The organism is Mycobacterium sp. 852002-51163_SCH5372311 (assembly GCF_001667115.1).
Classification (GTDB): Bacteria; Actinomycetota; Actinomycetes; order Mycobacteriales; family Mycobacteriaceae; genus Mycobacterium.
Genome location: NZ_LZIJ01000100.1, coordinates 1 through 22,232, shown reverse-complemented (window position 1 = coordinate 22,232; position 22,232 = coordinate 1). Strand labels below are relative to the sequence as shown.

General features: G+C 66.1%; 19 protein-coding genes and 2 pseudogenes. 8 read left to right on the top strand and 13 right to left on the bottom strand.

The window, feature by feature from the left end:
- Window positions 1-2: 2 nt before the first annotated feature.
- Together A5791_RS13260 and A5791_RS13255 are read right to left on the bottom strand one after the other, a co-directional pair.
- Window positions 3-626, bottom strand: a complete 624-nt coding sequence (locus A5791_RS13260) for an MBL fold metallo-hydrolase (protein WP_067236970.1) — start codon at window positions 624-626, stop codon at window positions 3-5.
- A complete protein-coding gene (locus tag A5791_RS13255; protein WP_067237091.1) occupies window positions 626-1,723 on the bottom strand; it encodes an S-(hydroxymethyl)mycothiol dehydrogenase in 1,098 nt (365 codons plus the stop codon). Before A5791_RS13255 ends, A5791_RS13260 begins: the two co-directional genes overlap by 1 nt.
- 215 nt (window positions 1,724-1,938) lie before the next feature.
- Between A5791_RS13255 and A5791_RS13250 the strand changes: the two genes are divergently transcribed.
- The 3 genes from A5791_RS13250 (at window position 1,939) to A5791_RS13240 (ending at window position 4,462) form a co-directional block, all read left to right on the top strand.
- A complete protein-coding gene (locus A5791_RS13250; protein WP_156661233.1) occupies window positions 1,939-2,991 on the top strand; it encodes a class I SAM-dependent methyltransferase in 1,053 nt (350 codons plus the stop codon).
- Window positions 2,991-3,809 (top strand): serine hydrolase, encoded by an 819-nt coding sequence (locus A5791_RS13245; RefSeq protein ID WP_067236964.1) that lies wholly within the window; start codon window positions 2,991-2,993, stop codon window positions 3,807-3,809. The genes A5791_RS13250 and A5791_RS13245 overlap by 1 nt, the downstream gene beginning before the upstream one ends.
- A gap of 140 nt (window positions 3,810-3,949) precedes the next feature.
- Window positions 3,950-4,462 carry a DUF3145 domain-containing protein gene (locus A5791_RS13240; RefSeq protein ID WP_067237088.1) on the top strand — a complete coding sequence of 171 codons (513 nt, stop codon included), beginning with the start codon at window positions 3,950-3,952 and terminating at the stop codon, window positions 4,460-4,462.
- Window positions 4,463-4,624: 162 nt separating this feature from the next.
- Here the strand turns inward: A5791_RS13240 and A5791_RS13235 are convergent, their stop codons facing one another.
- Both A5791_RS13235 and A5791_RS13230 read right to left on the bottom strand, forming a co-directional pair.
- Window positions 4,625-5,563 (bottom strand): diacylglycerol kinase, encoded by a 939-nt coding sequence (locus A5791_RS13235; protein WP_067237085.1) that lies wholly within the window; start codon window positions 5,561-5,563, stop codon window positions 4,625-4,627.
- 8 nt (window positions 5,564-5,571) lie between these two features.
- A complete protein-coding gene (locus tag A5791_RS13230; protein WP_067237080.1) occupies window positions 5,572-7,161 on the bottom strand; it encodes an FAD-binding oxidoreductase in 1,590 nt (529 codons plus the stop codon).
- Window positions 7,162-7,208: 47 nt separating this feature from the next.
- Here A5791_RS13230 and A5791_RS13225 point away from each other — a divergent pair, with 47 nt between their 5' ends.
- A complete protein-coding gene (locus A5791_RS13225) occupies window positions 7,209-7,778 on the top strand; it encodes a TetR/AcrR family transcriptional regulator (protein WP_067237077.1) in 570 nt (189 codons plus the stop codon).
- Window positions 7,778-9,316: a glycerol-3-phosphate dehydrogenase/oxidase gene (locus A5791_RS13220; protein ID WP_156661232.1), complete on the top strand. Its 1,539-nt coding sequence runs from the start codon at window positions 7,778-7,780 to the stop codon at window positions 9,314-9,316. The genes A5791_RS13225 and A5791_RS13220 overlap by 1 nt, the downstream gene beginning before the upstream one ends.
- 29 nt (window positions 9,317-9,345) lie before the next feature.
- On the opposite strand, the gene A5791_RS13215 is transcribed toward A5791_RS13220, so the two are convergent.
- On the bottom strand, window positions 9,346-10,320 hold the full coding sequence (locus A5791_RS13215) for a DMT family transporter (protein WP_067236960.1): 975 nt from the start codon (window positions 10,318-10,320) through the stop codon (window positions 9,346-9,348).
- A 91-nt stretch (window positions 10,321-10,411) separates the two neighbouring features.
- Window positions 10,412-11,671: an ecdysteroid 22-kinase family protein gene (locus A5791_RS13210; protein WP_231995891.1), complete on the bottom strand. Its 1,260-nt coding sequence runs from the start codon at window positions 11,669-11,671 to the stop codon at window positions 10,412-10,414.
- A 174-nt stretch (window positions 11,672-11,845) separates the two neighbouring features.
- On the opposite strand from A5791_RS13210, the gene A5791_RS13205 reads away from it, so the two are divergent.
- Window positions 11,846-12,475: a TetR/AcrR family transcriptional regulator gene (locus tag A5791_RS13205; RefSeq protein WP_067236954.1), complete on the top strand. Its 630-nt coding sequence runs from the start codon at window positions 11,846-11,848 to the stop codon at window positions 12,473-12,475.
- 72 nt (window positions 12,476-12,547) lie between these two features.
- The gene (locus tag A5791_RS13200) at window positions 12,548-14,125 is read left to right on the top strand and encodes an FAD-dependent monooxygenase (RefSeq protein ID WP_067236951.1); all 1,578 of its coding nucleotides are present in this window, start codon (window positions 12,548-12,550) and stop codon (window positions 14,123-14,125) included.
- An 83-nt stretch (window positions 14,126-14,208) separates the two neighbouring features.
- Here the strand turns inward: A5791_RS13200 and A5791_RS13195 are convergent, their stop codons facing one another.
- From A5791_RS13195 to A5791_RS13165, 7 genes and pseudogenes are all read right to left on the bottom strand, one after another.
- Window positions 14,209-15,630, bottom strand: coding sequence for an acyl-CoA carboxylase subunit beta (locus tag A5791_RS13195; protein WP_067236949.1), 1,422 nt, complete (start codon window positions 15,628-15,630; stop codon window positions 14,209-14,211).
- A 70-nt stretch (window positions 15,631-15,700) separates the two neighbouring features.
- On the bottom strand, window positions 15,701-16,963 hold the full coding sequence (gene kasB, locus A5791_RS13190; RefSeq protein WP_067236946.1) for a 3-oxoacyl-ACP synthase KasB: 1,263 nt from the start codon (window positions 16,961-16,963) through the stop codon (window positions 15,701-15,703).
- A gap of 91 nt (window positions 16,964-17,054) precedes the next feature.
- Window positions 17,055-18,305 carry a 3-oxoacyl-ACP synthase KasA gene (gene kasA, locus A5791_RS13185; RefSeq protein WP_067236942.1) on the bottom strand — a complete coding sequence of 417 codons (1,251 nt, stop codon included), beginning with the start codon at window positions 18,303-18,305 and terminating at the stop codon, window positions 17,055-17,057.
- Window positions 18,302-18,649, bottom strand: a complete 348-nt coding sequence (acpM, locus tag A5791_RS13180; protein ID WP_067236939.1) for a meromycolate extension acyl carrier protein AcpM — start codon at window positions 18,647-18,649, stop codon at window positions 18,302-18,304. The genes kasA and acpM overlap by 4 nt, the downstream gene beginning before the upstream one ends.
- An 81-nt stretch (window positions 18,650-18,730) precedes the next feature.
- Entirely contained in the window at window positions 18,731-19,639 is a 909-nt protein-coding gene (locus A5791_RS13175) for an ACP S-malonyltransferase (protein ID WP_067236936.1), read from the bottom strand.
- A gap of 140 nt (window positions 19,640-19,779) precedes the next feature.
- On the bottom strand, window positions 19,780-21,090 hold the full coding sequence (locus A5791_RS13170; protein ID WP_067236932.1) for a CdaR family transcriptional regulator: 1,311 nt from the start codon (window positions 21,088-21,090) through the stop codon (window positions 19,780-19,782).
- 117 nt (window positions 21,091-21,207) lie between these two features.
- A pseudogene (locus A5791_RS13165) lies at window positions 21,208-22,074 on the bottom strand (pyruvate dehydrogenase (acetyl-transferring), homodimeric type); the annotation flags it as partial.
- Here A5791_RS13165 and A5791_RS26490 point away from each other — a divergent pair.
- Window positions 22,067-22,232: pseudogene (locus A5791_RS26490) on the top strand (hypothetical protein); the annotation flags it as partial. The pseudogenes A5791_RS13165 and A5791_RS26490 overlap by 8 nt on opposite strands.

Here is a 22,232-nt window from a genome sequence, read left to right as displayed (position 1 = left end):
GACTAATGTCCGCGGGCGACCCACTCCTCGTAATGGACGATCTCGTCGCCGATGGTGGTGTCGTCGCCGTGTCCGGTGTGCACGACGGTGTCGCCGGGCAACTTTCCGAGGCGCTCGGATATCGACTGCAGAATCGTCGGGAAGTCCGAGTACGAACGCCCCGTCGCGCCCGGGCCACCGGAGAACAGCGTGTCGCCGCTGAAAAGCACACCCAGGTCGAAGGCATACCAGCACACCGATCCGGGAGAGTGGCCCGGAGTATGCATCGCCTGCAATTGCATGCCCGCGACGCTCAGTGTGTGCCCGTCGGAGATAGAACGAAAGTCCTTGTCCGGGTGGGTCATTCGCCACAACACATCGTCGGCGGGGTGTAGCAGCACCGGTGCGTCGAGCGTCTTGCCCAGCTCGGGAGCCACCGTGACGTGATCGTTGTGCCCGTGGGTGCACACCACCGCGACCACATGGCGGCCGTTGACGGCCTCGATGATCGGCTCCGCGGTGTGGGCGGCGTCGAAGACCACGACATTGGAGTTGTCGCCGACCAGCCAGATGTTGTTGTCGACTTCCCAACTGCCACCGTCGAGTTCGAATGTGCCGTGCGTGACGACCTTTTCGATTGCAACCATTAGAGGATCACCACCGATCGCAGCACCTTACCGTCGTGCATTTTGTGGAATGCTTCCTCGACGTCGTCGAGTCCGATGCGTTCGGAGACGAACTTGTCCAGCGGGAGTCGGCCCTGCAGGTAGAGGTCGATGAGGGTGGGGAAGTCGCGTTCGGGTAGGCAGTCGCCGTACCACGACGACTTCAGTGCGCCGCCGTGAGAGAAGAAGTCCACCAGCGGCATGTCCAGGCGCATATCGGGAGTGGGCACCCCGACCAGCACCACGGTTCCGGCGAGATCTCGCGCGTAGAAGGCCTGTTTCCAGGTTTCGGGGCGCCCGACGGCATCGATGACCACGTCGGCGCCGAAGCCGTCGGTGAGGTCCTGGATGGTTTCCACTAGGTCTTTGCCGTCGGCAAGCTCGCGGGGATTGACGGTGTGGGTGGCCCCGAATTTGCGGGCCCAGTCCAGTTTCGTGTTGTCGTTGTCGACGGCGATGATTCGTTTGGCTCCGACCAGCGCGGCACCGGCGATAGCGGCATCGCCCACCCCGCCGCAACCGATGACGGCGACCGTGTCGTCGCGGGTGACACCGCCGGTGTTGATCGCTGCACCGATGCCGGCCATCACCCCGCAGCCCAACAGACCGGCGACGGCGGGATCGGCCTGCGGGTCGACTTTGGTGCACTGGCCGGAATGAACGAGCGTCTTGTCGGCGAATGCCCCGATGCCCAGCGCCGGGGTGAGCTCGGTGCCGTCGGTCAGCGTCATCTTCTGCTCGGCGTTGAAGGTGTTGAAGCAGAGGCGAGGCCGGCCACGCTTACAGGCGCGGCACTGTCCGCAGACCGCGCGCCAGTTGAGGATCACGAAGTCGCCCGGTTCGACGGCGGTTACTCCGGGGCCGACCGCTTCCACGGTTCCGGCGGCCTCGTGCCCGAGCAGGAACGGGTATTCGTCGTTGATGCCGCCGTCGCGGTATGTCAGGTCGGTGTGGCAGACCCCGCAGGCGATGACGTCGACCACGGCTTCGCCGGGCCCCGGATCAGGGACCACGATGTCGACCAATTCGACGGGTTCGTCCTTGTTGCGTGAAATGACACCTCGCACGGTCTGACTCATGGGCACCAAACTACTTTGCGGCCCGTGGTGATCGCGAGCGCGGCGGAGCCGGGCGAAGCGGGTCGCCACCATCGGGCCGTGCGTCGAGCCTGCGGTGGTGGCGCCGATCCTGCGCTGAGGCACGCGATTACGCGAATCCCGGCGCCCTGGCGGCAGGCTCGGCGCGTCACGAGGCAGGCTCGGCGCGTCACGAGACGGGTGTAGCGTCCGTGAGCATGACCGAGACGGTTGAGGAGTTCACCGAGCGGATGACCGCGGCCCTGGACAGCGCCAGTCTGGCGATTCTGCTCAGCATCGGGCATCAGACCGGTCTGCTGGACACCATGGCCGGGCTGCCGCCGTCCACCAGCGCCGAAATCGCTGACGCCGCGGGCCTCAACGAGCGCTATGTCCGGGAGTGGCTGGGCGGCATGACCACCGGGCACGTCGTCGACTACGACGCGCAGACCGCGACCTATTCGTTGCCCGCGCACCGCGCCGGCGCGCTGACCCGGGCTGCCGGGCCCAACAACCTTGCCGTTGTGGCCTCGTTCATTCCGTTGCTCAGCGAAGTCGAACAGAAGATCATCGGCTGCGTGCGGGCGGGCGGCGGTCTGCCCTACAGCGAATTTCCCCGCTTTCACGCGCTGATGGCCGAGATGAGCGGCGTGGTCTTCGACGCGGCGCTGATCGACGTGGTGCTGCCGTTGGTCGACGGCTTGGTCGAGCGGTTGCGGGCCGGGGCTGACGTGGCCGATTTCGGATGCGGCAGCGGTCATGCGATCAACCTGATGGCCCGAGCGTTCCCGACGAGCCGATTCACCGGCATCGACTTCTCCGAAGAGGCGATCGCCGCCGGCCGCTCGGAAGCCGCCGAGCTGGGTCTGACGAACGCGAGCTTCGAGAGCCACAATCTTGCCGAGTTGGACAAGGTCGCCACTTATGACGTGATCACGGTGTTCGACGCCATCCACGATCAAGCGCAGCCGGCGCGCGTGCTGCAAAACATCTATCGTGCCCTGCGACCTGGCGGTGTCCTACTGATGGCGGACGTCAAAGCGTCCAGCCGGCTCGAGGAAAACGTCGGTGTGCCGATGAGCACCTACCTGTACGCCACCTCGATGATGCACTGCATGACGGTCTCGCTGGCCATGGACGGCGCGGGCCTGGGCGCGGTGTGGGGACGTCAGCTGGCGGTATCAATGCTTGCCGACGCCGGGTTCGACGAGGTCGAAGTGGCCGAGATCGAGTCCGATCCGATCAATTATTACTACATCGCCCGGAAGTGATGGCCGCCCTCGAGGTGCTCGATGAGTGGCCGGTGCCGGCGGCTGCCGCCGCGGTGATAGCACCCACAGGCGTGCTGGCCACACATGGCGACACCGAGCGAGTTTTCGCGTTGGCGTCGGTAACCAAACCGCTGGTGGCCCGCGCGGCGCAGGTCGCCGTCGAAGAGGGTGTCGTAGAGCTGGACACCCCGGCCGGTCCGCCGGGCTCCACCGTCCGGCATTTGCTGGCGCACGCCTCGGGCCTGGCGATGACTTCTGATCAGGTGCTGGCCAGGCCCGGTACCCGACGGGTGTATTCGAACACCGGCTTCACGGTGCTGGCCGAGACGGTGCAGCAAGAGTCGGGAATCGAGTTCGGGCGTTACCTGGCCGAGGCGGTGTGCGAGCCGCTCGCGATGAAGGCCACCCGGTTGGACGGCGGCGCTGAGGCCGCGGGGTTCGGGGCAACCTCGACGGTGGGTGACCTGGCGGTGTTCGCCGGTGACCTGCTGCGGCCGTCGACGGTTTCGGCCCAGATGCACGCCGAGGCCACCAGCGTGCAGTTTCCCGGGCTGAACGGCGTCTTGCCCGGCTACGGCGCGCAACGACCCAACGACTGGGGGCTGGGCTTCGAGATCAGGGATGCGAAGTCGCCGCATTGGACCGGCTCGCGCAATTCGGCGCGCACGTACGGCCATTTCGGCCAGGCAGGGGGCTTCATCTGGGCAGATCCCGTGGCTGATCTGGCGCTGGTGGTGCTGACCGACCGCGATTTCGGTGAATGGGCGCTGGACATCTGGCCGGCGATTTCAGATGCGGTCCTATCGCAATACATCTGATAGGAACTGAACACTAGCGCAACACGGGTATCACAAGGCACAATAGACACGCACGACACAAATACATCTTGAGCATCCTGCTTGTCGGGTTCACCAGGTCGTTGGGGAAGACGTCCCTCGTGGAACCGAAGGAGCAGCAGATGCGTGCGTCGAATCAATTCGCCGATCTGACGACTGGCGTGGTGTATGTACACGCCTCGCCCGCGGCGGTTTGCCCGCATGTCGAGTGGGCGTTGTCGTCGACTCTGCAGTCCAAGGCGAACCTGGTGTGGACGCCGCAGCCGGCCATGCCGGGACAGCTGCGGGCGGTCACCAACTGGGTGGGGCCGGTGGGCACCGGCGCCCGGCTGGCCGACGCGCTGCGCTCCTGGTCGGTGCTGCGGTTCGAGGTCACCGAGGACCCGAGTCCGGGGGTCGACGGCCAGCGCTTCAGCCACACTCCGCAGCTTGGTCTGTGGAGCGGGTCGATGAGCGCCAACGGCGACATCATGGTCGGGGAGATGCGGCTGCGGGCGCTGATGGCGCAGGGTGCCGACACACTTGCCGCCGAGCTCGACTCCGTGTTGGGAACGGCGTGGGACGAGGCGCTGGAGGTCTATCGCGACGGCGGCGACGCCGGCGAGGTGACGTGGCTGAGCCGCGGAGTCGGCTAAAGGGTCCTAGTCACACAGGTCACTTCAGCACCTAAGTAGCGGCACCTTCGCTTCCGGAAATCGCTATCGCCCGCGCTAGCAAAATCGTGCGCGGACATACCCGCGCTTCCAGTGACTGGTGGGAATGCTGAGGCTGATGGGGCCTGCGGCGGTGGTCACCCGCTAGCCGCGATGCGGACGCAGAATGTGCAGTGCAGCCGGCACCGCGGAGATCTCCGCGGGTAACGGGCAGACAAAGTCACCGTCGGCGTACACGTTGATCCCGGGGCATTCGACCTCGACGGTCTTGGCCCGAGCGGTCGTCACCTCGTCCAGCTCGACATGGGTGCCTTTGATCGCGGTGGGAAAGAAGCGGACCAGCTTCGTCCGCGACGCGGACGCCACCATGGTGATGTCGAGCAGGCCGTCGGAGGGGTCGGCGTTGGGGCAGATCAGCATCCCCCCGCCATAGCTTCGAGTGTTGCCGAAGGCGGTCAGCGTGAGATCGGCCTCGATCTCCTGTGCTCCGTCGAGCACCAACCGGAACGGCAGCAGTCGCAGCTGCGACAGCTCGGCGAACATCGCGACGTAGTAGCGCAGTCGCCCATGTGGCCAGGTCATCCGGTTGGCTCGGTCGGTGACCAGGGAATCGAACCCGGTGGCCGCCACGGTGCCGAACCATTTGTCGCACTTTTTGCGGTTATGGTCGGACCGAACCCGGCCTAGGTCAACGGTTTTCGTCCAGCCGTCGACGACGACGTCCGCGGCGGCCTCGAGATCCTTTGTGGGAATGCCGAATTCGCGGGCGTGGTCGTTACCGGTGCCCGCGGGGATGATTCCCAGCGGCACATCTGTGCCGGCCAGCACTTGCAGCGCGTTGGAGATGACGCCGTCGCCGCCGGTGACGACCACAGCGTCGGTTCCCTTTTCGACCGCCGCGGCGACGAGATACCGCGCATCTTCGGCATTTTCGCCGACGATCTCGATGACTTCCACACCCCGGTGCTGAAGGCGGGCGATCGCCAGTTGCGAGGCCGCCACCGCGGCGCCGTGCCCCGACAGGGGATTTGTCAGCGCGGTCACCTTGCTGATCTCGCGCCGGTTCAGATGGCCGCCAGGGATGTCCGGCTTCACGGAATCAGCTTGCCGGGGTTGAGAATTCCGGCCGGATCGAATGTGGCCTTGACCGCAGCCAGCAGCTGCACGCCCAGATCGCCCACCTCGTCACGCATCCAGGCGCGGTGGTCGGCGCCGACCGCATGGTGATGGGTGATGGTTCCGCCGTTTGCCATGATCGCGTCGGACGCGGCCTTCTTGGCGGCCATCCACTGCTCGACGGGATTGCCCCGTTGTCCGGCAAGCAGAGTGAAGTACAGCGACGCACCGGTCGGGTAGACGTGCGAGATGTGGCACATCACCAGCGCCGGCGTCCCCGATTCGGCAAGCGACGACGTAAGCGCTTCCGTGACAGCGGCCTTCAGCGCCGGCAGGTTGGACCAATCGGTAGCGGTTTCCAGCGTCTCGCAGAGCGCGCCCGCCGCCAGCAGCGAGTCGCGCAGGTAGGGCGCGGCAAACCGGCCACGTTCCCAGGCCTGCGCCGGGCCTTCGCCCAGCGATTTGCCGCCCAAGGACTCCAGCAGCGCGCGCGTCTCGGCATGTCGGCTTTCGGCGTGCTCCTTGGTGCCCTCGAACAATGTCAATCCCAAACAGCCGCCGGTGATCTGGTTCTCGCCGATCGCCTCGGTGGTCGCGAGATTGACTCCGGTCTCGGCCTCGTCGGAAAGCCGCACGACGGTGGGTCCGGTACCGATCTGGGTGACGGCGCGCAGTGCCGCGGCCCCGGTCGCGAAGTCCGGAAACGACCACGCCTCATAGCGGGTGGTCTCCGGCACCCGGTGCACCCGCAACCGCACCTTGGTGATGACACCGAAGACCCCTTCCGAGCCGATCGCCAATTGGCGCAGGTCCGGGCCCGCCGCCGAGGCCGCTACCCGGCCCACATCGAGCACACCCACCGGAGTGATCATGCGGAGGCCGATGATCATGTCGTTGAAACGGCCGTAACCCGCGGAGTCCTGACCCGACGACCGGGTCGCGGCGAAACCGCCGATGGTGGCGTATTCGAAGCTCTGCGGGAAGTGTCCGAGCGAGAAACCATGTTCGCCCAGGAGGCGTTCGGCGTCCGGACCGGTGACGCCGGCGCCCAGTTCGGCGATGCCGGACACTTCGTCGAGCGCATGTAGCTCGTTGAAGCGGCGCAAGTCCAGTGAGATCACCGCGCTGAACCGACCTCGAGCGGGATCGAGCCCACCGGTGACGCTGGTGCCGCCGCCGAACGGGACGACGGCTATGCCGTGGTCACAGCAATAGCGCAGAATCGCGGCGACGGTGTCTTCGCCGTCTTCGCCGCCGGGTAGCAACACCGCGTCGGGCGCGTCCTGGATGCCGCGGTCCTTGCGGCGCAGCATGTCGGGCGTGGACTTGCCGCCGGCGTGGAGTAGCCGATCGCGGTCCGCGACGCGGAAGTACTCGGCGCCGACGATCTTGGCCAGTGCGTCTTGATCGGCTTGCGACAAGGCCGACGGCCGCAGCTTCACCTGGTCGGGTTCCAGTTCGGCCTCACCCGAATCCTCAAGGCCCACAACCTGCTTCAGCAGAGCCTTGATGCCGTCGGAGAGTGGCTTGGCGGCGGCGGGATCTCCCCACGCGTTCCATTTCATCGGTGGAAGGAGTTCCTCGAGGTGCGTCATGCGTTACAGTATTACATATGTTGTCAATCAGTAATGCGGCCGAGGACATCGGAGACCGCATTCTTGCGGCAGCGGCGAGTTGTGTTCTCGACTTCGGCGTCGACCGGGTGACGCTGGCCGAGATCGCCCGGCGCGCGGGTGTGAGCCGCCCGACGGTATATCGCCGCTGGCCGGACACGCCGTCGATCATGTCGGCGCTGCTGACCGGTCATCTACTCGAGGTCGTGCGCGAGGTTCCGCTCGACGGGGACGACCGGGAGGCGCTGGTCAAACAGACCGTCGCGGTGGCCGACCGGCTGCGCGGCGACGAACTGATCAAGAAGGTCATGCACTCGCAGCTGGCCCGGGTGTACATCACCGAGCGCCTCGGAACCAGCCAACAATTCTTGATCGAGGGGTTGGCAGCCCGCTTGGAGGTCGCACAACACAACGGCAGCGTCCGCGCCGGGGACCCCCGGCAGCTGGCGACGATGGTGCTGTTGATCGCCCAGTCGACCATTCAATCCGCGGACATCGTCAGTCCCGTCCTGGACGCCGAAGCCCTGGCCACCGAACTCGCCTACTCACTGAACGGATACCTGTCCTGATGACCGATTCGACCGCTTTGAATGCCGCGCGCCGCAGCGCGGAACTCGGCGCTCTCGCCGATGGCGAGCCGCTGGACATCGTCGTGATCGGCGGGGGGATCACCGGCGCCGGAATCGCTTTGGATGCCGCGTCGCGAGGCCTTCGGGTGGCGCTGGTGGAAAAGCACGATCTGGCGTTCGGCACCAGCCGCTGGAGTTCCAAGCTGGTCCACGGTGGTCTGCGCTATTTGGCCAGCGGCAACATCGGAATCGCCCGGCGCAGCGCCATAGAACGCGGAATCCTGATGACCCGCAACGCCCCCCACCTCGTTCGGGCCATGCCGCAGCTGGTGCCGTTGCTGCCGTCGATGAATCACGCCAAGCGTGCGTTGGTGCGCGCCGGGTTTCTGGCCGGCGACGTATTGCGCACGATGGCCGGCACGCCGTCCGCTACGCTGCCGCGTTCGCGTTGGATTCCGGCGCGGCGCGTCGTGGAGATGGCACCCACCGTGCGGCGCGACGGGCTTGCCGGCGGATTGCTTGCCTACGACGGGCAGTTGATCGACGACGCCCGCTTGGTCACCGCGGTGGCACGCACCGCGGCACAGCACGGCGCACGCATCCTCACGTATGTGGTTGCGTCGGAGGCCACCGGTAATTCAGTGCGACTGACCGACCGCCGCACCGGTCAGTCCTTCGATGTGTCGGCCGGTGCGGTCATCAACGCTGCGGGAGTGTGGGCGGGCGACATCGATTCCTCGCTGAAGTTGCGCCCCAGCCGCGGAACGCATCTCGTGTTCGACGCTGAAGCTCTGGGGAACCCGACTGCGGCGCTGACGATTCCGATTCCGGGGGAGCTGAACCGCTTCGTGTTCGCCATGCCCGAGCAGTTGGGCCGGGTGTATCTCGGGCTGACGGACGAGGACGCACCGGGGCCGATTCCCGATGTGCCGCAGCCATCTTCAGAAGAGATCACGTTTCTGCTGGACACGGTGAACACCGCATTGGGAACCAGGCTGGGTACGAGCGACGTCATCGGTTCCTATGCCGGTCTGCGGCCGCTGATCGACGCCGGCGAAGGTCGCACCGCCGATGTTTCTCGTGATCACGCGGTGGTCGAGTCGCCATCCGGTGTGATCAGCGTGATCGGCGGCAAGCTGACCGAATACCGTTACATGGCAGAGGATGTCCTCGACCATGCCATCCGCTTGCGGCACTTGCATGCCGCGGAGTGCCGGACCCGCAACCTGCCGCTAATCGGAGCGCCCGCAAACCCCGGACCTGCGGCCGGCCCGGGAGGCGGTTTGCCGGCTTCCCTCGTAGACCGCTACGGCGCCGAGGCGTCAAACGTCATCATCACAGCTAGTTGCGCGCGGCCGACCGATCCCGTCGCGGAGGGCATCGATGTCACCCGTGCGGAGTTCGAATACGCGGTGACCCACGAGGGCGCACTGGATGTCGACGACATCCTCGACCGGCGCACGCGCATCGGTTTGGTGCCACGTGACCGCGAGCGGGTGGTCGCGGTGGCGGAGGAGTTCCTGAGTTCCGTGTCGTGAGCAGACGCAAAAGGCCCAGCGCCGTCCCGTCACCCAGTAGGAGCGCTGCCGGGTAAGCGTCCGTCGCCCAAGCGTTCCGATGGCACCTTGTTCGGTTCGTCGCTGGCTGTAACGCGATGCAAGTCGCGTTCTTCGTCTTCCTCTATGGTGGCGGCCTCACCGCGAGCCAGCATCACCGTGGCGACGATCACCAGCACCGTCAGCGCTATCAGCAAGGTCCACTCCGGACGGCCTTTTAGTTGCAGCGTCTCCTTGAGCACTGTGACGCCGAGTATCACGGCCACCACCGGCCTTGCGACGATCATCGTCGGGAGAGAGGCGGTCAGCGAGCCGGCGCGGAACGCTGACTGCTGGAAGATTATCCCGGACACCGCGGCGAGGATCCAGACGTAGAACTCCCACTTATCGAGCAACTGGTGGTCGCCGTGATGCAGCACGTGGACAATGGTCTTGGTCAGGACGGCGAACAACGCTATCGAGGCCCCGTTCACCGCCGCCAGCAGCACCGCCGAGGCCGGACGGCCTTTCAAAACCCGGGCCCCCAACACGCACAGCACCAACGCCGCACCCATCACGGGGGCCACAATGAGCCAGTCGCTGACCGCGCCCCGGGGCTCGCCGGCCGTCGGATCCCCGACCACGATGAGCAGCGCCAACGCCGCGGCCAGCACTACCGCCCAGACCCACTCCGAGCGGGTGATGCGATGACCGCTCACCTTCGCATAGATGGGTAGGGCGAACAGCAACACTGTCACCTGCAGGCAGGTGACCAGCATGACCGAGCCACGGTATAGGGCTACAGCAATGAAGATGTTGCTGGCAATGTCCCCGATACCGCCTAGCCACCAGCGGCGGTTTCGCACCAGCATGCTGAACAGCGTCAGGTGGCCGACTTCGCCCTCGGTGACCGAATGTGCAGACCGCTGTCGGATCACAATCCCGATCGCGGCTGACAGCGCGCCGAGCAGGGCCAAGATTGCGGGGATGATCTCCGCCTTCAACATGGTTGCCCTCCTTGCCGCACCGGCTCAAAAGCCTTGCCCAACATCCAGTCTCGTGGACTCAGCCGATCCAAGTTCACAGTTACGTCCCGGGTCACGACAGCGCGGCCATCACCGCCTTGTCGACCTCCAGATCGGCGACCGTGGCGTTCGCTCGACGAAATCCTTCCTCGACGTATTCGGGGGGCTGGAGCCCGGGCCACACGGCGCAGAGGCCGATAAAATCCCACGCGTCGAAGACGAAGAATCGGTACGCCTGCCACGCCTCGTCGAACGTCGGCGGGTCGGTCAAGCCGTATTCCTGCAGGGTCGACAGGTAAAGCCTGATCAGGTCTTCCTGATGCTGTCTGCGCAGCTCGATCGGCAGCGAATGCGTGAAGAAGTAGCTGATCTCACGAATGCCGGGTCCACGCTGGATCAGCTGCCAATCGAGAAGCCCGCTTCGCCCGTCCGGAAGGCCGTAGGTGTTGCCGGCGTGCCCGTCGCCGTGCAGCACTGTCTGCGGACCGACCTTCCACTTAGCGTGCAGCGCATGATCGTTGCGGTTGACGAATTCGGCCATGCGTCGCACCGACGGTGGCAGTTCGTACTCGGCGGAAGCGAGTAGTTTCTTGCGCATGCGGCGGAACTGCCAAAGCATGACGGCAAATCCAGGCCGCTGCCTCTCCGACGCGATCCAGGAGAGGTCGTTTTTCAGACGCGGGCTGTCCCAGAACGCCGCGTGCAGGTGGCCCAGGGCGCGCACGACGCCCTCCGCGTAGGGCAGGTCGAGGTCGTGAGGGCTCTCGAGAAAGGTTGCGCCGGCGCCGACGAGGTCCTCCAACAGGAGCAGGTAACGGCCACCATGGCCCGCGTGGCACGCGTACACCTGCGGCGCGACGTCGTCCCCGAGTCCTGGCCGGATCGCCTTGTAGAACCCGACTTCGTTCATCGCCATGTCGAGGGCGGCCACCATCGCACGGTTTTTCGCTGACAACGGCGTCGCCTTGACGAACACGCCGGTGGGCAGACCGGCGTCCTGGCCGGCGGCGTTCCACTCGATGGCCAGAAGTCGCCGGTCTGTCAGCCCGGACGTGCCCTCCACGGTCTTGACGCGAAGCGCGACCGCCCCCGGTACGCGCTGACCGAATACCGCCGTTATCCACGTCGCATCGACGTCCGCCGCCGACCGAGGCTTCGGCGCCGGAACCCACGGCGACAGCGCGAGCGCGGATTCCGCGATCGCCCGACCTGACGTGATCAGATTCACTATTTCTCTACTCTGCTGCGTCGCCCCCTTGGCCGCAACGATATCGATGAGAATCCAGCGGCCGCCTTGGAGGATTCTTGGAGCGCCCCCCACGTCCGGCGCCACCGGGCACAGGCCATAGCGCGCGACAACGACGTGCGCCCACTCAGGCCAAGGTCAGCGCAAAGAAGCCGAAATGGGCGGGGTTTCGGGAGCTTTTGCGTCTGCTCGGCACGAGCGGCCGGATACGGAGTATGTTTGGACGGAACCGTATCGTTTCGACAGGGTGAGGTCACCGCGATGGCCGATGAGAGTGCTGGAAGTGATCGCGCAGCGCGCGCACGAAGTCCGCGGCGCCTGGACCGGTCCCTGGACGGAGCCATCCTCGATGCGGCGCTGAGGGGTGTTGCCGAATTGGGGTATGACCGGCTGAGCATGGACGACATCGCGTCGCGCGCCGGCGTCGGCAAGGCCGCAATCTATCGTCGTTGGCCCTCGAAGGCGGTGGTGGTGGCCGATGCCATCGCCCACTGGCGACGGCAGCTGGGACCCGTCGAACTGCCCAACACCGGGAGTCTCCGCGGCGACATCGACGCGCTGGTCGCGGCGGTACCGGACATAGATGACACTGCTTACAGCATGATTCAGGTGATCGTGGGAGTGGCGACGGCCGCGATGCACAATCCCGTCCTGGCGGCCGCACTGGACGATCTCGTCCTTTCCAGGCCGCGCCACGTGGTGCGTGGGGTGCTCGACCAGGCGGTGGCCCGCGGGGAAATCCCGTCCGGCCGCGATCTGAGTCTCATACCGGACGTCGCCTTGGGCCTCAATGTGCTGCGGGTGCTGACCGGTCGACCGATCGACCGGGTTTATGTCCGCCGCGTGCTCGAAGACGTGCTGTTGCCGCTTGCCGGCGCGTCGGCGCCGTAACAGTTTGCGTGTTCCAGTTCGGAGTGCCAGCATGGGTCCAAGCGGAACTATACCGTTCCGTCTAGGAGGGAGATGGCGGTGAAGGTCCAACACGTACCGGTGCTCATCGTCGGTGCCGGCGCCGGTGGCCTGACCATGTCGGCCCTGCTGGCCAAACATGGTGTCCGCTCGCTATTGGTGGAGAAGCGCCGGGAGGTGTTCATCTACCCGAAAGCACGCAACCTGAGTTTCCGCAGCCTGGAGATCCTGCGCGGCCTGGGCCTCGCCGACGAGGTCCACGCGATCGCGGACGGAGTTTCGGACATGGTGAGCAAGCCGACGCTGGCCAGCACCGAACAGAAGCAGGCGTTCGACGCCGATGCGATTTTCTCGCCCTTCGAAGGACTTAGTCCCGAGCCGGCCGGACAGTATTGCCCACAGAGCGCGTTGGAACCGATCCTGCTCGGCCACGTCCGCAGGTCCGGCAACGAGGCGCGCTACCACACGGAGTTGTGCTCGTTCGAGCAGGACGACGCGGCTGTGAATGCCGTTTTGCGCGACCGGGATTCGGGTGTCTCGGAAGCCGTGCGCGCCGATTTCCTTGTGGCCGCCGATGGCGTGCACAGTCCGATCCGTGACGCACTCGGTGTGACGATTTCGGGCTACGGGGCTCTGCCGATATATGTCGTCTTCATTTATTTCCGGGCGCCGTGGCGAAAGTTCGTCCCTCAGCTCGACGACGGCGACGCCGTGCAAGTCGACAACGCGGATGTGAACGGGATATTTCTGCCGGTGCGCGACGACTTGGGCATGTTCATCACCACCTACTTTCCCGACAATGGTGAGACCGCCGCTCAGTTCACGCCGCAGCATTGCCGCGAGCTGCTCGTCAAAGCTGTTGGGGAGCCGATCGAGGTGGAAATCATCGATGTGGCGCCGTGGCAGCCGTACGAACGGGTGGCCGACCAATTCCGAAGCGGCCGAATCTTTCTCGTCGGCGACTCGGCGCACACCATGCCCCCGTTCAAGGGTGGCGGCGCCAACACGGCCATCCAGAGCGCGCACAACCTGGCCTGGAAGCTGGCAACGGTCCTGCAAGGCAACGCCGATCCTGGATTACTGGCGACCTACCATGCCGAGCGACACCCGGTTGGGCGCTTCAATGCGCGTCAGTCCCTGATCGGGCCGGCGTTGGCATTTCTGCGGCTCAAAGACCAGGGGCCGGGGCTGCCCGCGGACGAGGAAGCGCCGATGTTTGCGCTGCTGATCGGCTACCGATACCGGTCGGCCGCAATTGTCGACGGTGAGCCGGACGCCGGAGCGCTGGTGGGTGAGTTACGCGGACAGCCCGGCACCCGGGTGCCGCATGTGTGGGTGCAGCATCGCGGCGAGCGGGTGTCGACGCTAGACCTGCTCGGTACCGGGTTCACCGTCTTCACCGGCGACGATCACTGGCGTGCGGCCGCATCCTCGGTGTCGTCTGGCCTCGGCGTTCCGATCACAGCGCATTGCATCCAGAGCGACGAATGGGCACAAGTCACTGGACTCGCGCCCGAAGGTGCGCTGTTGATCCGCCCGGACGATTTCGTCGGCTGGCGGGCCGAACAATTGCCCTCGGATCCAGAAAGCCAGCTCTACCAAGCACTTTCGACGATTCTGTGCCGTGGGTGAGCAGACGCAAAAGCACCCGACACGCCGTGCGTGCGGGTGCTTTTGCGTTCCCCAGCTGGCGCGCGTGGGCCCAGCTCGCGCTATTAAAGCGGGATGTTCTTGTGGCGGCCGCGGCGAGCCGGGGCCTGAGCCAGCGCTTCGGTGAGCTTGCTGCGGGTGTGCGCGGGGTCGATCTTCTCGTCCACCACACCGATGTCGATGGCGCTGTCCACCCCGCCGGCGATCCGCTCGTGCTCGGCGGCCAGCTCGTCGTGCAGCGCCTCACGCTCACCTTCCGGTGTGGCAGCGAGCTTCTTCTTGTGCAGGATGCCGACCGCCGCCTTGGCGCCCATCACCGCAACCTCGGCGTCCGGCCACGCGAACACCTTGGTGGCGTTCAACGAGCGGGAGTTCATCGCAATGTAGGCCCCGCCGTAGGTCTTTCGGGTGACCAGCGTGACGCGCGGAACGGTGCACTCGCCGAACGCGTGCAGCAGTTTGGCGCCGCGGCGCACCACGCCGCCCCACTCCTGGTCGACACCCGGCAGGTAGCCCGGCACGTCGACAACCACCACCAGTGGAATACCGAAGGCGTCGCAGAGCCGCACGAAACGTGCTGCCTTCTCGGCACTTTCGGAGTTCAGGCAGCCGCCCAGGCGCAGCGGGTTGTTCGCCAGCACGCCGACCGTACGGCCGGACAGCCGGCCCAGCCCCACGACCATCGACGGCGCCCAGTTGGCCTGGAATTCGTCGAAAGGCGTTTCCTCGTCCAGGATCGCGGTCACGATGGGACGCACGTCGTAGGCACGCCGAGCCGACTCGGGCAGCAGGGCGTGGATGTCGGTGTCACCGGCTTCGGCCTTGCCGCGATCGAAATGCCCTTGCTGGCAGAACAATCCAACCAGACGACGACCGCGCTCGTAAGCGTCGAGCTCGTCGTCGGCCACGATGTGGCACACCCCGGACTTCTTGTGGTGAGTCTCCGGACCACCCAGCGACGCCATGTCGACGTCCTCGCCGGTGACGCTGCGCACCACGTCCGGCCCGGTGACGAACACCCGGCTTTCCGGCGCCATGATGACGACGTCGGTCAGCGCCGGCCCGTAGGCGGCGCCGCCGGCGGCGAAGCCGACGACCACCGAGATCTGCGGGACGTAGCCCGACGCGCGGATCATGGCCTCGAAAACCTGCCCGACCGCGTGCAGCGCCCGCACGCCTTCGGCGAGCCGGGCCCCACCGGAGTGCCAGATGCCCACGATCGGGCTCTGCTCCTCGATGGCGGTGTCGTAGGCGTTGACGATGTGCGCACAGCCCTCGACACCCATGGCGCCGCCCATCACGGTCCCGTCCGTGCAGAACGCGATGGTGCGAACGCCGTTCACGGTGCCGGCCGCGGAGAGCACGCCGGAGCGGTCACGCTCGTGCAGTAGCTGCACGCTGCCGTCGTCGAAGAAATTGCTCAGACGCAACAACGGATCGCGGGGGTCGAGCGACTCGCCAACCGCCTCGGGGGCCATGATTGTCATCGCAGGTCTCCTAGTTCCGGGTGGTGCTCAGGTTTAGCGGATGGTCCTTGGCTTTTTCTAAAGGCGCCGTCTAATAGCGTCCGAAAGCGATCGCCACGTTGTGCCCGCCGAATCCGAACGAGTTGTTGACCGCATACCGGTAATCACCCGGCCGCGGCTTGCCCGCCACCACATCCAGGTCGATCTCGGGATCGAGATTCACCAGATTCAGTGTCGGGGGGACCACCTGGTCCCGCAACGCGAGCACCGTCAGGATCGACTCCACTGCACCGACCGCACCCACCGAGTGGCCGAGAGCAGATTTGGGAGCGTACACCGCCGGCTTGTGGCTGCCGAGGGCGTTGTTGATGGCCTTGCCCTCGGCAAGGTCACCGACCTGCGTGCCGGTGGCGTGCGCATTGACGTGGTCGATGTCGCTGGGGGTCAGCCCGGCGAGCTCGACCGCCCGCTTGATGGCATGCCCGGCGCGCTCGCCGTTGGGGTCCGGAGCCACCATGTGGAAGCCGTCCGAGGTGATGCTGGCCCCCATGACGCGGCCCAGGATGTTGGCCCCGCGAGCCTTGGCGTGCTCCTCGGTTTCGATCACCATCAGCGCGCCGGCCTCACCGAACACGAAGCCGGTGCGGTCCTTGTCGAACGGGCGACAGGCGCCCGCCGGGTCTTCGTTGTTGGTCGACAGCACGATGCGCATGGCCGCGAACGCCGCGATCGGCACCGCTTCGATCTTCGTCTCCACACCACCGCAGATCGCCATGTCGGCCTCGCCGAGGACGATGTGCCGCCAGGCCTGGGCGATGCCTTCGGCACCGGACGCACACGCCGATACCGGGGCGCTCACCCCGGCCTTGGCATGGCGCTCCAGCCCGACGGCCGCGGCTGCGCCGTTGGGCATGTACTTCTGCACACCCAACGGGTTGAAAGCCTTGGTGCCGCGCGCGCGCAGCTCGTCGTAACCCCAGATGAGCTCCTCGGTGGACCCCATTCCGGTGCCGATACACACCATCAGTCGGGTGGTGTCGACCTCGGGTGACCCGGCGTTCTCCCAGACCCGCCGGCCCAGCACGGTGGACATCCGCTGCAGATACGACAACCGACGCAGCTCGATGCGCGTCAGGGTGCTGTCGAATTCCTCGAGCAGGTGCCCGCCGATTCGGACCGGGAGGTCGAACTCCTCGACGAACGGGTCCTCAAGTGTGCGGATCCCGCTTTGTCCGTCGAGCAACTGCTTCCATGTGTTCTCCGCGTCGGTTGCCAACGCGGTCGTCATGGCGATGCCGGTGACGACTACGTCGGGAAAGCCGTTTCCCGTAGTCAACTTGGGCGATTTGGTCATAGGCCTTGCGACCGTTTCCTTCCGTGTTGTCCGGCTCCTCCTCGGGCCGCTTGCAGCCCGTATCGTCGCCGGACGCCGTGCCTGTCCGGCCCTAGTAGCGCCCGAATGCGAGCGCCACGTTGTGGCCGCCGAACCCGAAGGAGTTGTTGATCGCGTAGCGGTATTCGCCGTAGCGCGGTTCGCCCGCGACAACATCCAGATCGATCTCGGGATCGGGTGTTTCGTAGTTCAGAGTCGGTGGAATGACGCCGTCCCGAAGGGTCAACACCGTGAGTACAGATTCGAGCGCGCCGACCGCGCCGATCGAGTGGCCGAGCGCCGATTTCGGCGCATACACCGCGGCGTGTTCGCAACCGGCGACCCGGATCGCGTTGGCCTCGGCGGAATCACCGATCGGAGTGGCCGTTCCGTGAGCGTTGACGTGGTCGATGTCCTTGGGGGACAGGCCCGCCAACTCCATCGAACGCGTCATGGCCCTACCGGCCCGGACACCGTCTGCCGCGGGCGCCACCATGTGGAAGGCGTCCGAGGTGATACCGGCGCCCATCAGCCGGGCCAACGGCGTGGCGCCGCGGGCCTTGGCGTGCTCCTCGGTCTCGATGAGCATGAGCGCACCGGCCTCGCCGAACACGAAGCCGTCGCGGTCTTTGTCGAACGGGCGTGACGCCCGCTCGGGCTCGTCGTTGCGGGTCGACATGGCCCGCATCATGGAGAACGCCGCGATGGGCAGCGCCTCGATGGGCCCTTCAACACCGCCGCAGACGGCGATGTCCGCGTCACCCATGACGATCTGACGCCATGCGTGGGCGATCGCCTCCGAGCCCGACGAACAGGCCGACACCGGGGTGATCACCCCGGCCCGGGCCCCTAGCTGCAGCCCGACGGTCGCCGCGGCGCCGTTGGGCATGATCATCTGAACGGCGAGCGGGGACACCTTGCGGGGCCCGCCCTCGTTCATCAGGTCGTAGCTCTCCACGATCCGCTCGGCGCCGCCCAGACCGGTGCCCACCACGACGGTGAACCGGTCCGGATCGACCTCGGGGCTGCCCGCCGACTCCCACAACTGGCCGCTGAGCAGCTTGCTCATCCGCTGGACGTACGACATGCGTCGCATGTCCAGCCGGCCCATGTGGTTGTCGACCGGCTCCTTGAGGTGGCCACCGATCTTGACGGGCAGGTCCCATTTGGTGACGAACTCGTCCTCCAGTACGTGGATGCCGCTCTCGCCGGCCAACAGACCCTTCCACGTGCTCTCGATGTCCGGCGAGATCGACGTCGTCGCTGTGACGGCGGTCACCACAACGCTGGGGTAACCGCCATTAGCAGTGGAAGGCTTGGTCACTTGCTTTCCGCTTCCAGCCTCGCCTTGACGTTGGCAACGGCGTCGGGGTTCTCGGTCTCGAGCTTGGCCCGCAGCGCCTCGGCGGCCTCGGGGTTCTCTTCCTCGAGCTTCTGGATGTAGGCGACGACGTCACCGACGGTACGCAGACCAGCAAGGTCCTCGTCGGGGATCTTCACGCCGTACTTGTCCTCGGTCTGCACCGCGATCTCGACCATCGACAGCGAGTCGATGTCCAGGTCGTCGACGAACGACTTCTCCGGGGTGATCTCGGACGGCTCGATACCGGTCACCTCTTCGATGATCTCGGCAATACCGGCGATGATTTCTTCCTGAGTTACGGCCACGTTCTTGTTTCCCTTCGTAATATGTTGTGTGCAAATGAAATTGACTTGCTTTGTACTGGTCTTGCCGAGGCCAAGCCGGCGTTAGAGGTTGGCCAGCTCGTCCAGGTCTGCGGGTGATTTGACGGCACGGGCCGGCACTCCCCGAAGTTCTCGTTTGGCGATACCGCTGAGGGTTCCCGCGGGCGGGAACTCGACGATCACCGTGATATTGCGCTCGCGCAGCGTCGCGGTGCACAGGTCCCAGCGCACCGGCTTGGTGAGCTGAGCGACGAGTGTGTCCATCGCGGCTGCGGCCGAGGCTACCGGGTTGCCGTCGTGGTTGGACAGCAGCGTTGCGGTGGGCTCGGCGGTCGCGATGCCGGCCGCCGCGGCGGCAAAGCCGTCGAGCGCGGGAGCCATGAAGTTCGTGTGGAACGCACCGGCCACGCCCAGTGCGCGCACCCGGGCCTTGGCCGGCGGGTCTTCGGCAAGCTTCTCCAGCGCGGTCAGCGCGCCGGCCGCGACGATCTGACCGGCAGCGTTGCGGTTGGCGGGCACCAGGTCGAGCTGCTCGAGGCGGCCCAGCACGTCGGCCTCGTCACCGCCGAGCACCGCGGACATGCCGGTCGGCTCGATTGCGCAGGCCTTTGCCATCTCGGCACCTCGGCTGGCAGCCAGCGCGACGGCGTCATCGGCGGCCATTACTCCGGCGATCGCGTAGGCGGCGATCTCCCCGACGGAGTGGCCGGCGACAACAATTTCTTTGTCGGCCAGCAGGCCACGCCGGGTCAGCTCCTGGTGAGCCAGCAGGGTGGCCGCAACGATCAGGGGCTGGGCGACCGCGGTGTCGGTGATCTCCTCCATCGACGCGGTGGTACCCAGGCGCTCGAGGTCCAGGCCACTGGCGTTGGACCACGACGCTATCTGGTCTGCTGCGCCAGGCAGTTCCAGCCACGGCGACAGCATCCCCTCAGTCTGGGACCCCTGTCCGGGAGCAAGAAACGCAATCACGTGTCTAAGAGAACACTGTGGAAACGGTTTTAGCGGGTGTAACAGATTATGAACCTTATCTTAGGTTTTTGTGTACTCCCTACAAAACAGCTCCTTAAGCTACCCGTTTGATATCGTCCCGCGATCTGTCGTCTAAGTCACTATTCGTTCGACACGCCGACAACAGTGCCTCTGACCGGCGCGGGAACCTGAGTCAGGGCGTTGTTCCCGGCGCTGGGCTGAGGTACGGGATAGTTCAGCTGGCCTACCGTCGCGGCCACTCGCAGCACGTATGCGTCCCGCGGCTGGGTGGGATCGCGGCCCGTGAAGTCGGTGATCCGCTTCAGCCGGTACCGCACGGTGTTTGGATGAACGAACAACTTGCGCGCGCAGGCCTCAATCGCGCCGCCACAATCTAAATAAGCGTTAAGGGTTTCGGTGAGTGTCGGTCCGGCGTCCGCCAGGGGCCGCATCACGTCGGTATGCAGCGCCACGATCGCCGACGCGTCGCCCATCAGGGCCCGTTCCGGCAGCAGTTCCCTGGCCAGCACCGGCCTCGGCGCGCCACTCCAGCCGGCGACGGCGTTCATCCCGGAAATGGCCTCGCTGGCGCTGTGGTAGGCCGCGGTCAGCATGGGCGCTGTAGGTCCGATGACCACGGGACCGTCCGAGAACGCCTCCAACAGGTCGCCCAGAAACTTCTCGGTCGGTGAGAGGTGGCCCGAGACGATCGCCACCAGCCAGGTGCCGTGTACGTCGGTGAGTGCGGCCCGGCCGTGGCGGGCGGCGATGTCGCGGACATCCTGGCTGGCGCGCTCGCTGTCGAGTTCGGCGTTGGGTGCGCCGCGGCTGGGTGCAGGCGTTCCCACTACCACCGTCGCCGGGGAGGTGGTGTCCCAGTTCAACGCGGCGGCGCGCGACAGCAGCTCGGGGCCGGTGTCACCGCGTACCACCGCGTCGACCACGCTGGCCTCCATCCGGCTGTCCCAGGTGCCGCGTGCCTCGGCCGCGTCGGCGTACGCCGTGGCTGCGGTGAACGCCAGGTCGCGGCTGTACTTCAAGATGCCCACGGTCAGCGCTGTCAACTGCTCTTCGGAGCGGGCCAGCATCGGCACCACCTCTTCGAAGAACTCCATGGTGACGCGGACCATCTCCACGCTGTGGCGCAAGGCGATCCGCCGGGTCAGGTCCTGGGGAACCAGCTCGAATGCCTGGGCGGTGTAGCTGACGTTGCTGTGCGGGTTCTGCATCCACTCGACGAAGTTGACGACGGCCGTCTGCACCACCAGCGCCACGCTGGCGCGCTGGGACGCTTCCAGCTCGGCGAAGAACGGCAGCCGCTCCTGCATGGCCGAGACCGCCTCGGTGGCCAACCGGCCCGAATACTGCTTCAACCGCCGCAGCAGCGAGTCGGGAACGGTGTCCAGGAGTTCGAGCGGCGATTTCGGGCGGACGATTTGGTTGTCGCTCACCCCTAAAACCTACGCTATTTTTCTGGCACTTTCCGCCAACTTACCCGGCGCGAGCAGACGCACAATCGCACAAAACGGCGTGCTTTTGTGCGATTGTGCGTCTGCTCGGCGCAGAAGCTAGGCGCCCGGCCCCGGATCGGAAGTCTGCGCCGGCGCGGCCAGCACGTCGTCGATCCGGTACTGACGGGCGGCCGCGACCGGCACCGACGGGTCGATCTCCCCGTCGCGCGCCAGCGCCTCCAGCACCGCGACCACCTGCGATTCTGCGTCGGTGTTGAAGTAGCGGCGGGCAGCGGGCCGAGTGTCGGAAAAGCCGAAACCGTCGGTGCCGAGCGTGACGTAGGTGGCCGGCACCCACGGCCGTATCTGCTCGGGAACGGCGCGCATCCAGTCCGAGACGGCGACGACGGGCCCGGCCGCACCCGAGGCTTGTGCCTCGGATAAAACCTGAGTCACGTACGGCACGCCGGGCTGCTGGTCGGGGTGCCGCAGCTTCGCCCGCTCGATGGCGACGCCGTCGCGGTTCAGTTCGCCCCAACTGGTCACCGACCAGACGTCCGCGGCGACATCCCACTCGGCGGCCAGCATCTCAGCTGCCTTCAGCGCCGCCGGCATCGACACCCCGGACGCCAGCAGCTGCGCCGTGCTTGCGCGCCGCTCCTTGGCTGCCTGGTAGCGATAGATGCCGCGCAGCACGCCTTCGGGGTCGAAGTTCTCCGGCTCCGGCGGCTGCACGTAGGGCTCGTTGTAGATGGTGATGTAGAAGTACACGTTCTCCGGGTTCTCGCCGTACATCCGCGAGAGCCCGCTTTCGATGATGTAGGCGATCTCGTAGGCGAACGCCGGGTCGTAGGACACCACCACCGGGTTGGTCGCGGCAATCAGCAGTGAGTGGCCGTCGGCGTGTTGCAGGCCCTCACCGGTCAGCGTGGTACGCCCGGCGGTGGCCCCGAGCACGAAGCCGCGCGCCATCTGGTCGGACGCCACGCAAAACGAGCCGATGATCCCGATCTACATCTTCTATTCGATGTTCGGCTTCCAGCGCACCGGCGACGGTTTCTGGGCGGCGTCCGACCAGATGGCGCGCGGCTTCGTGCTCGGGGCCACCGCCGGGCGTACCACGCTGACCGGTGAGGGCCTGC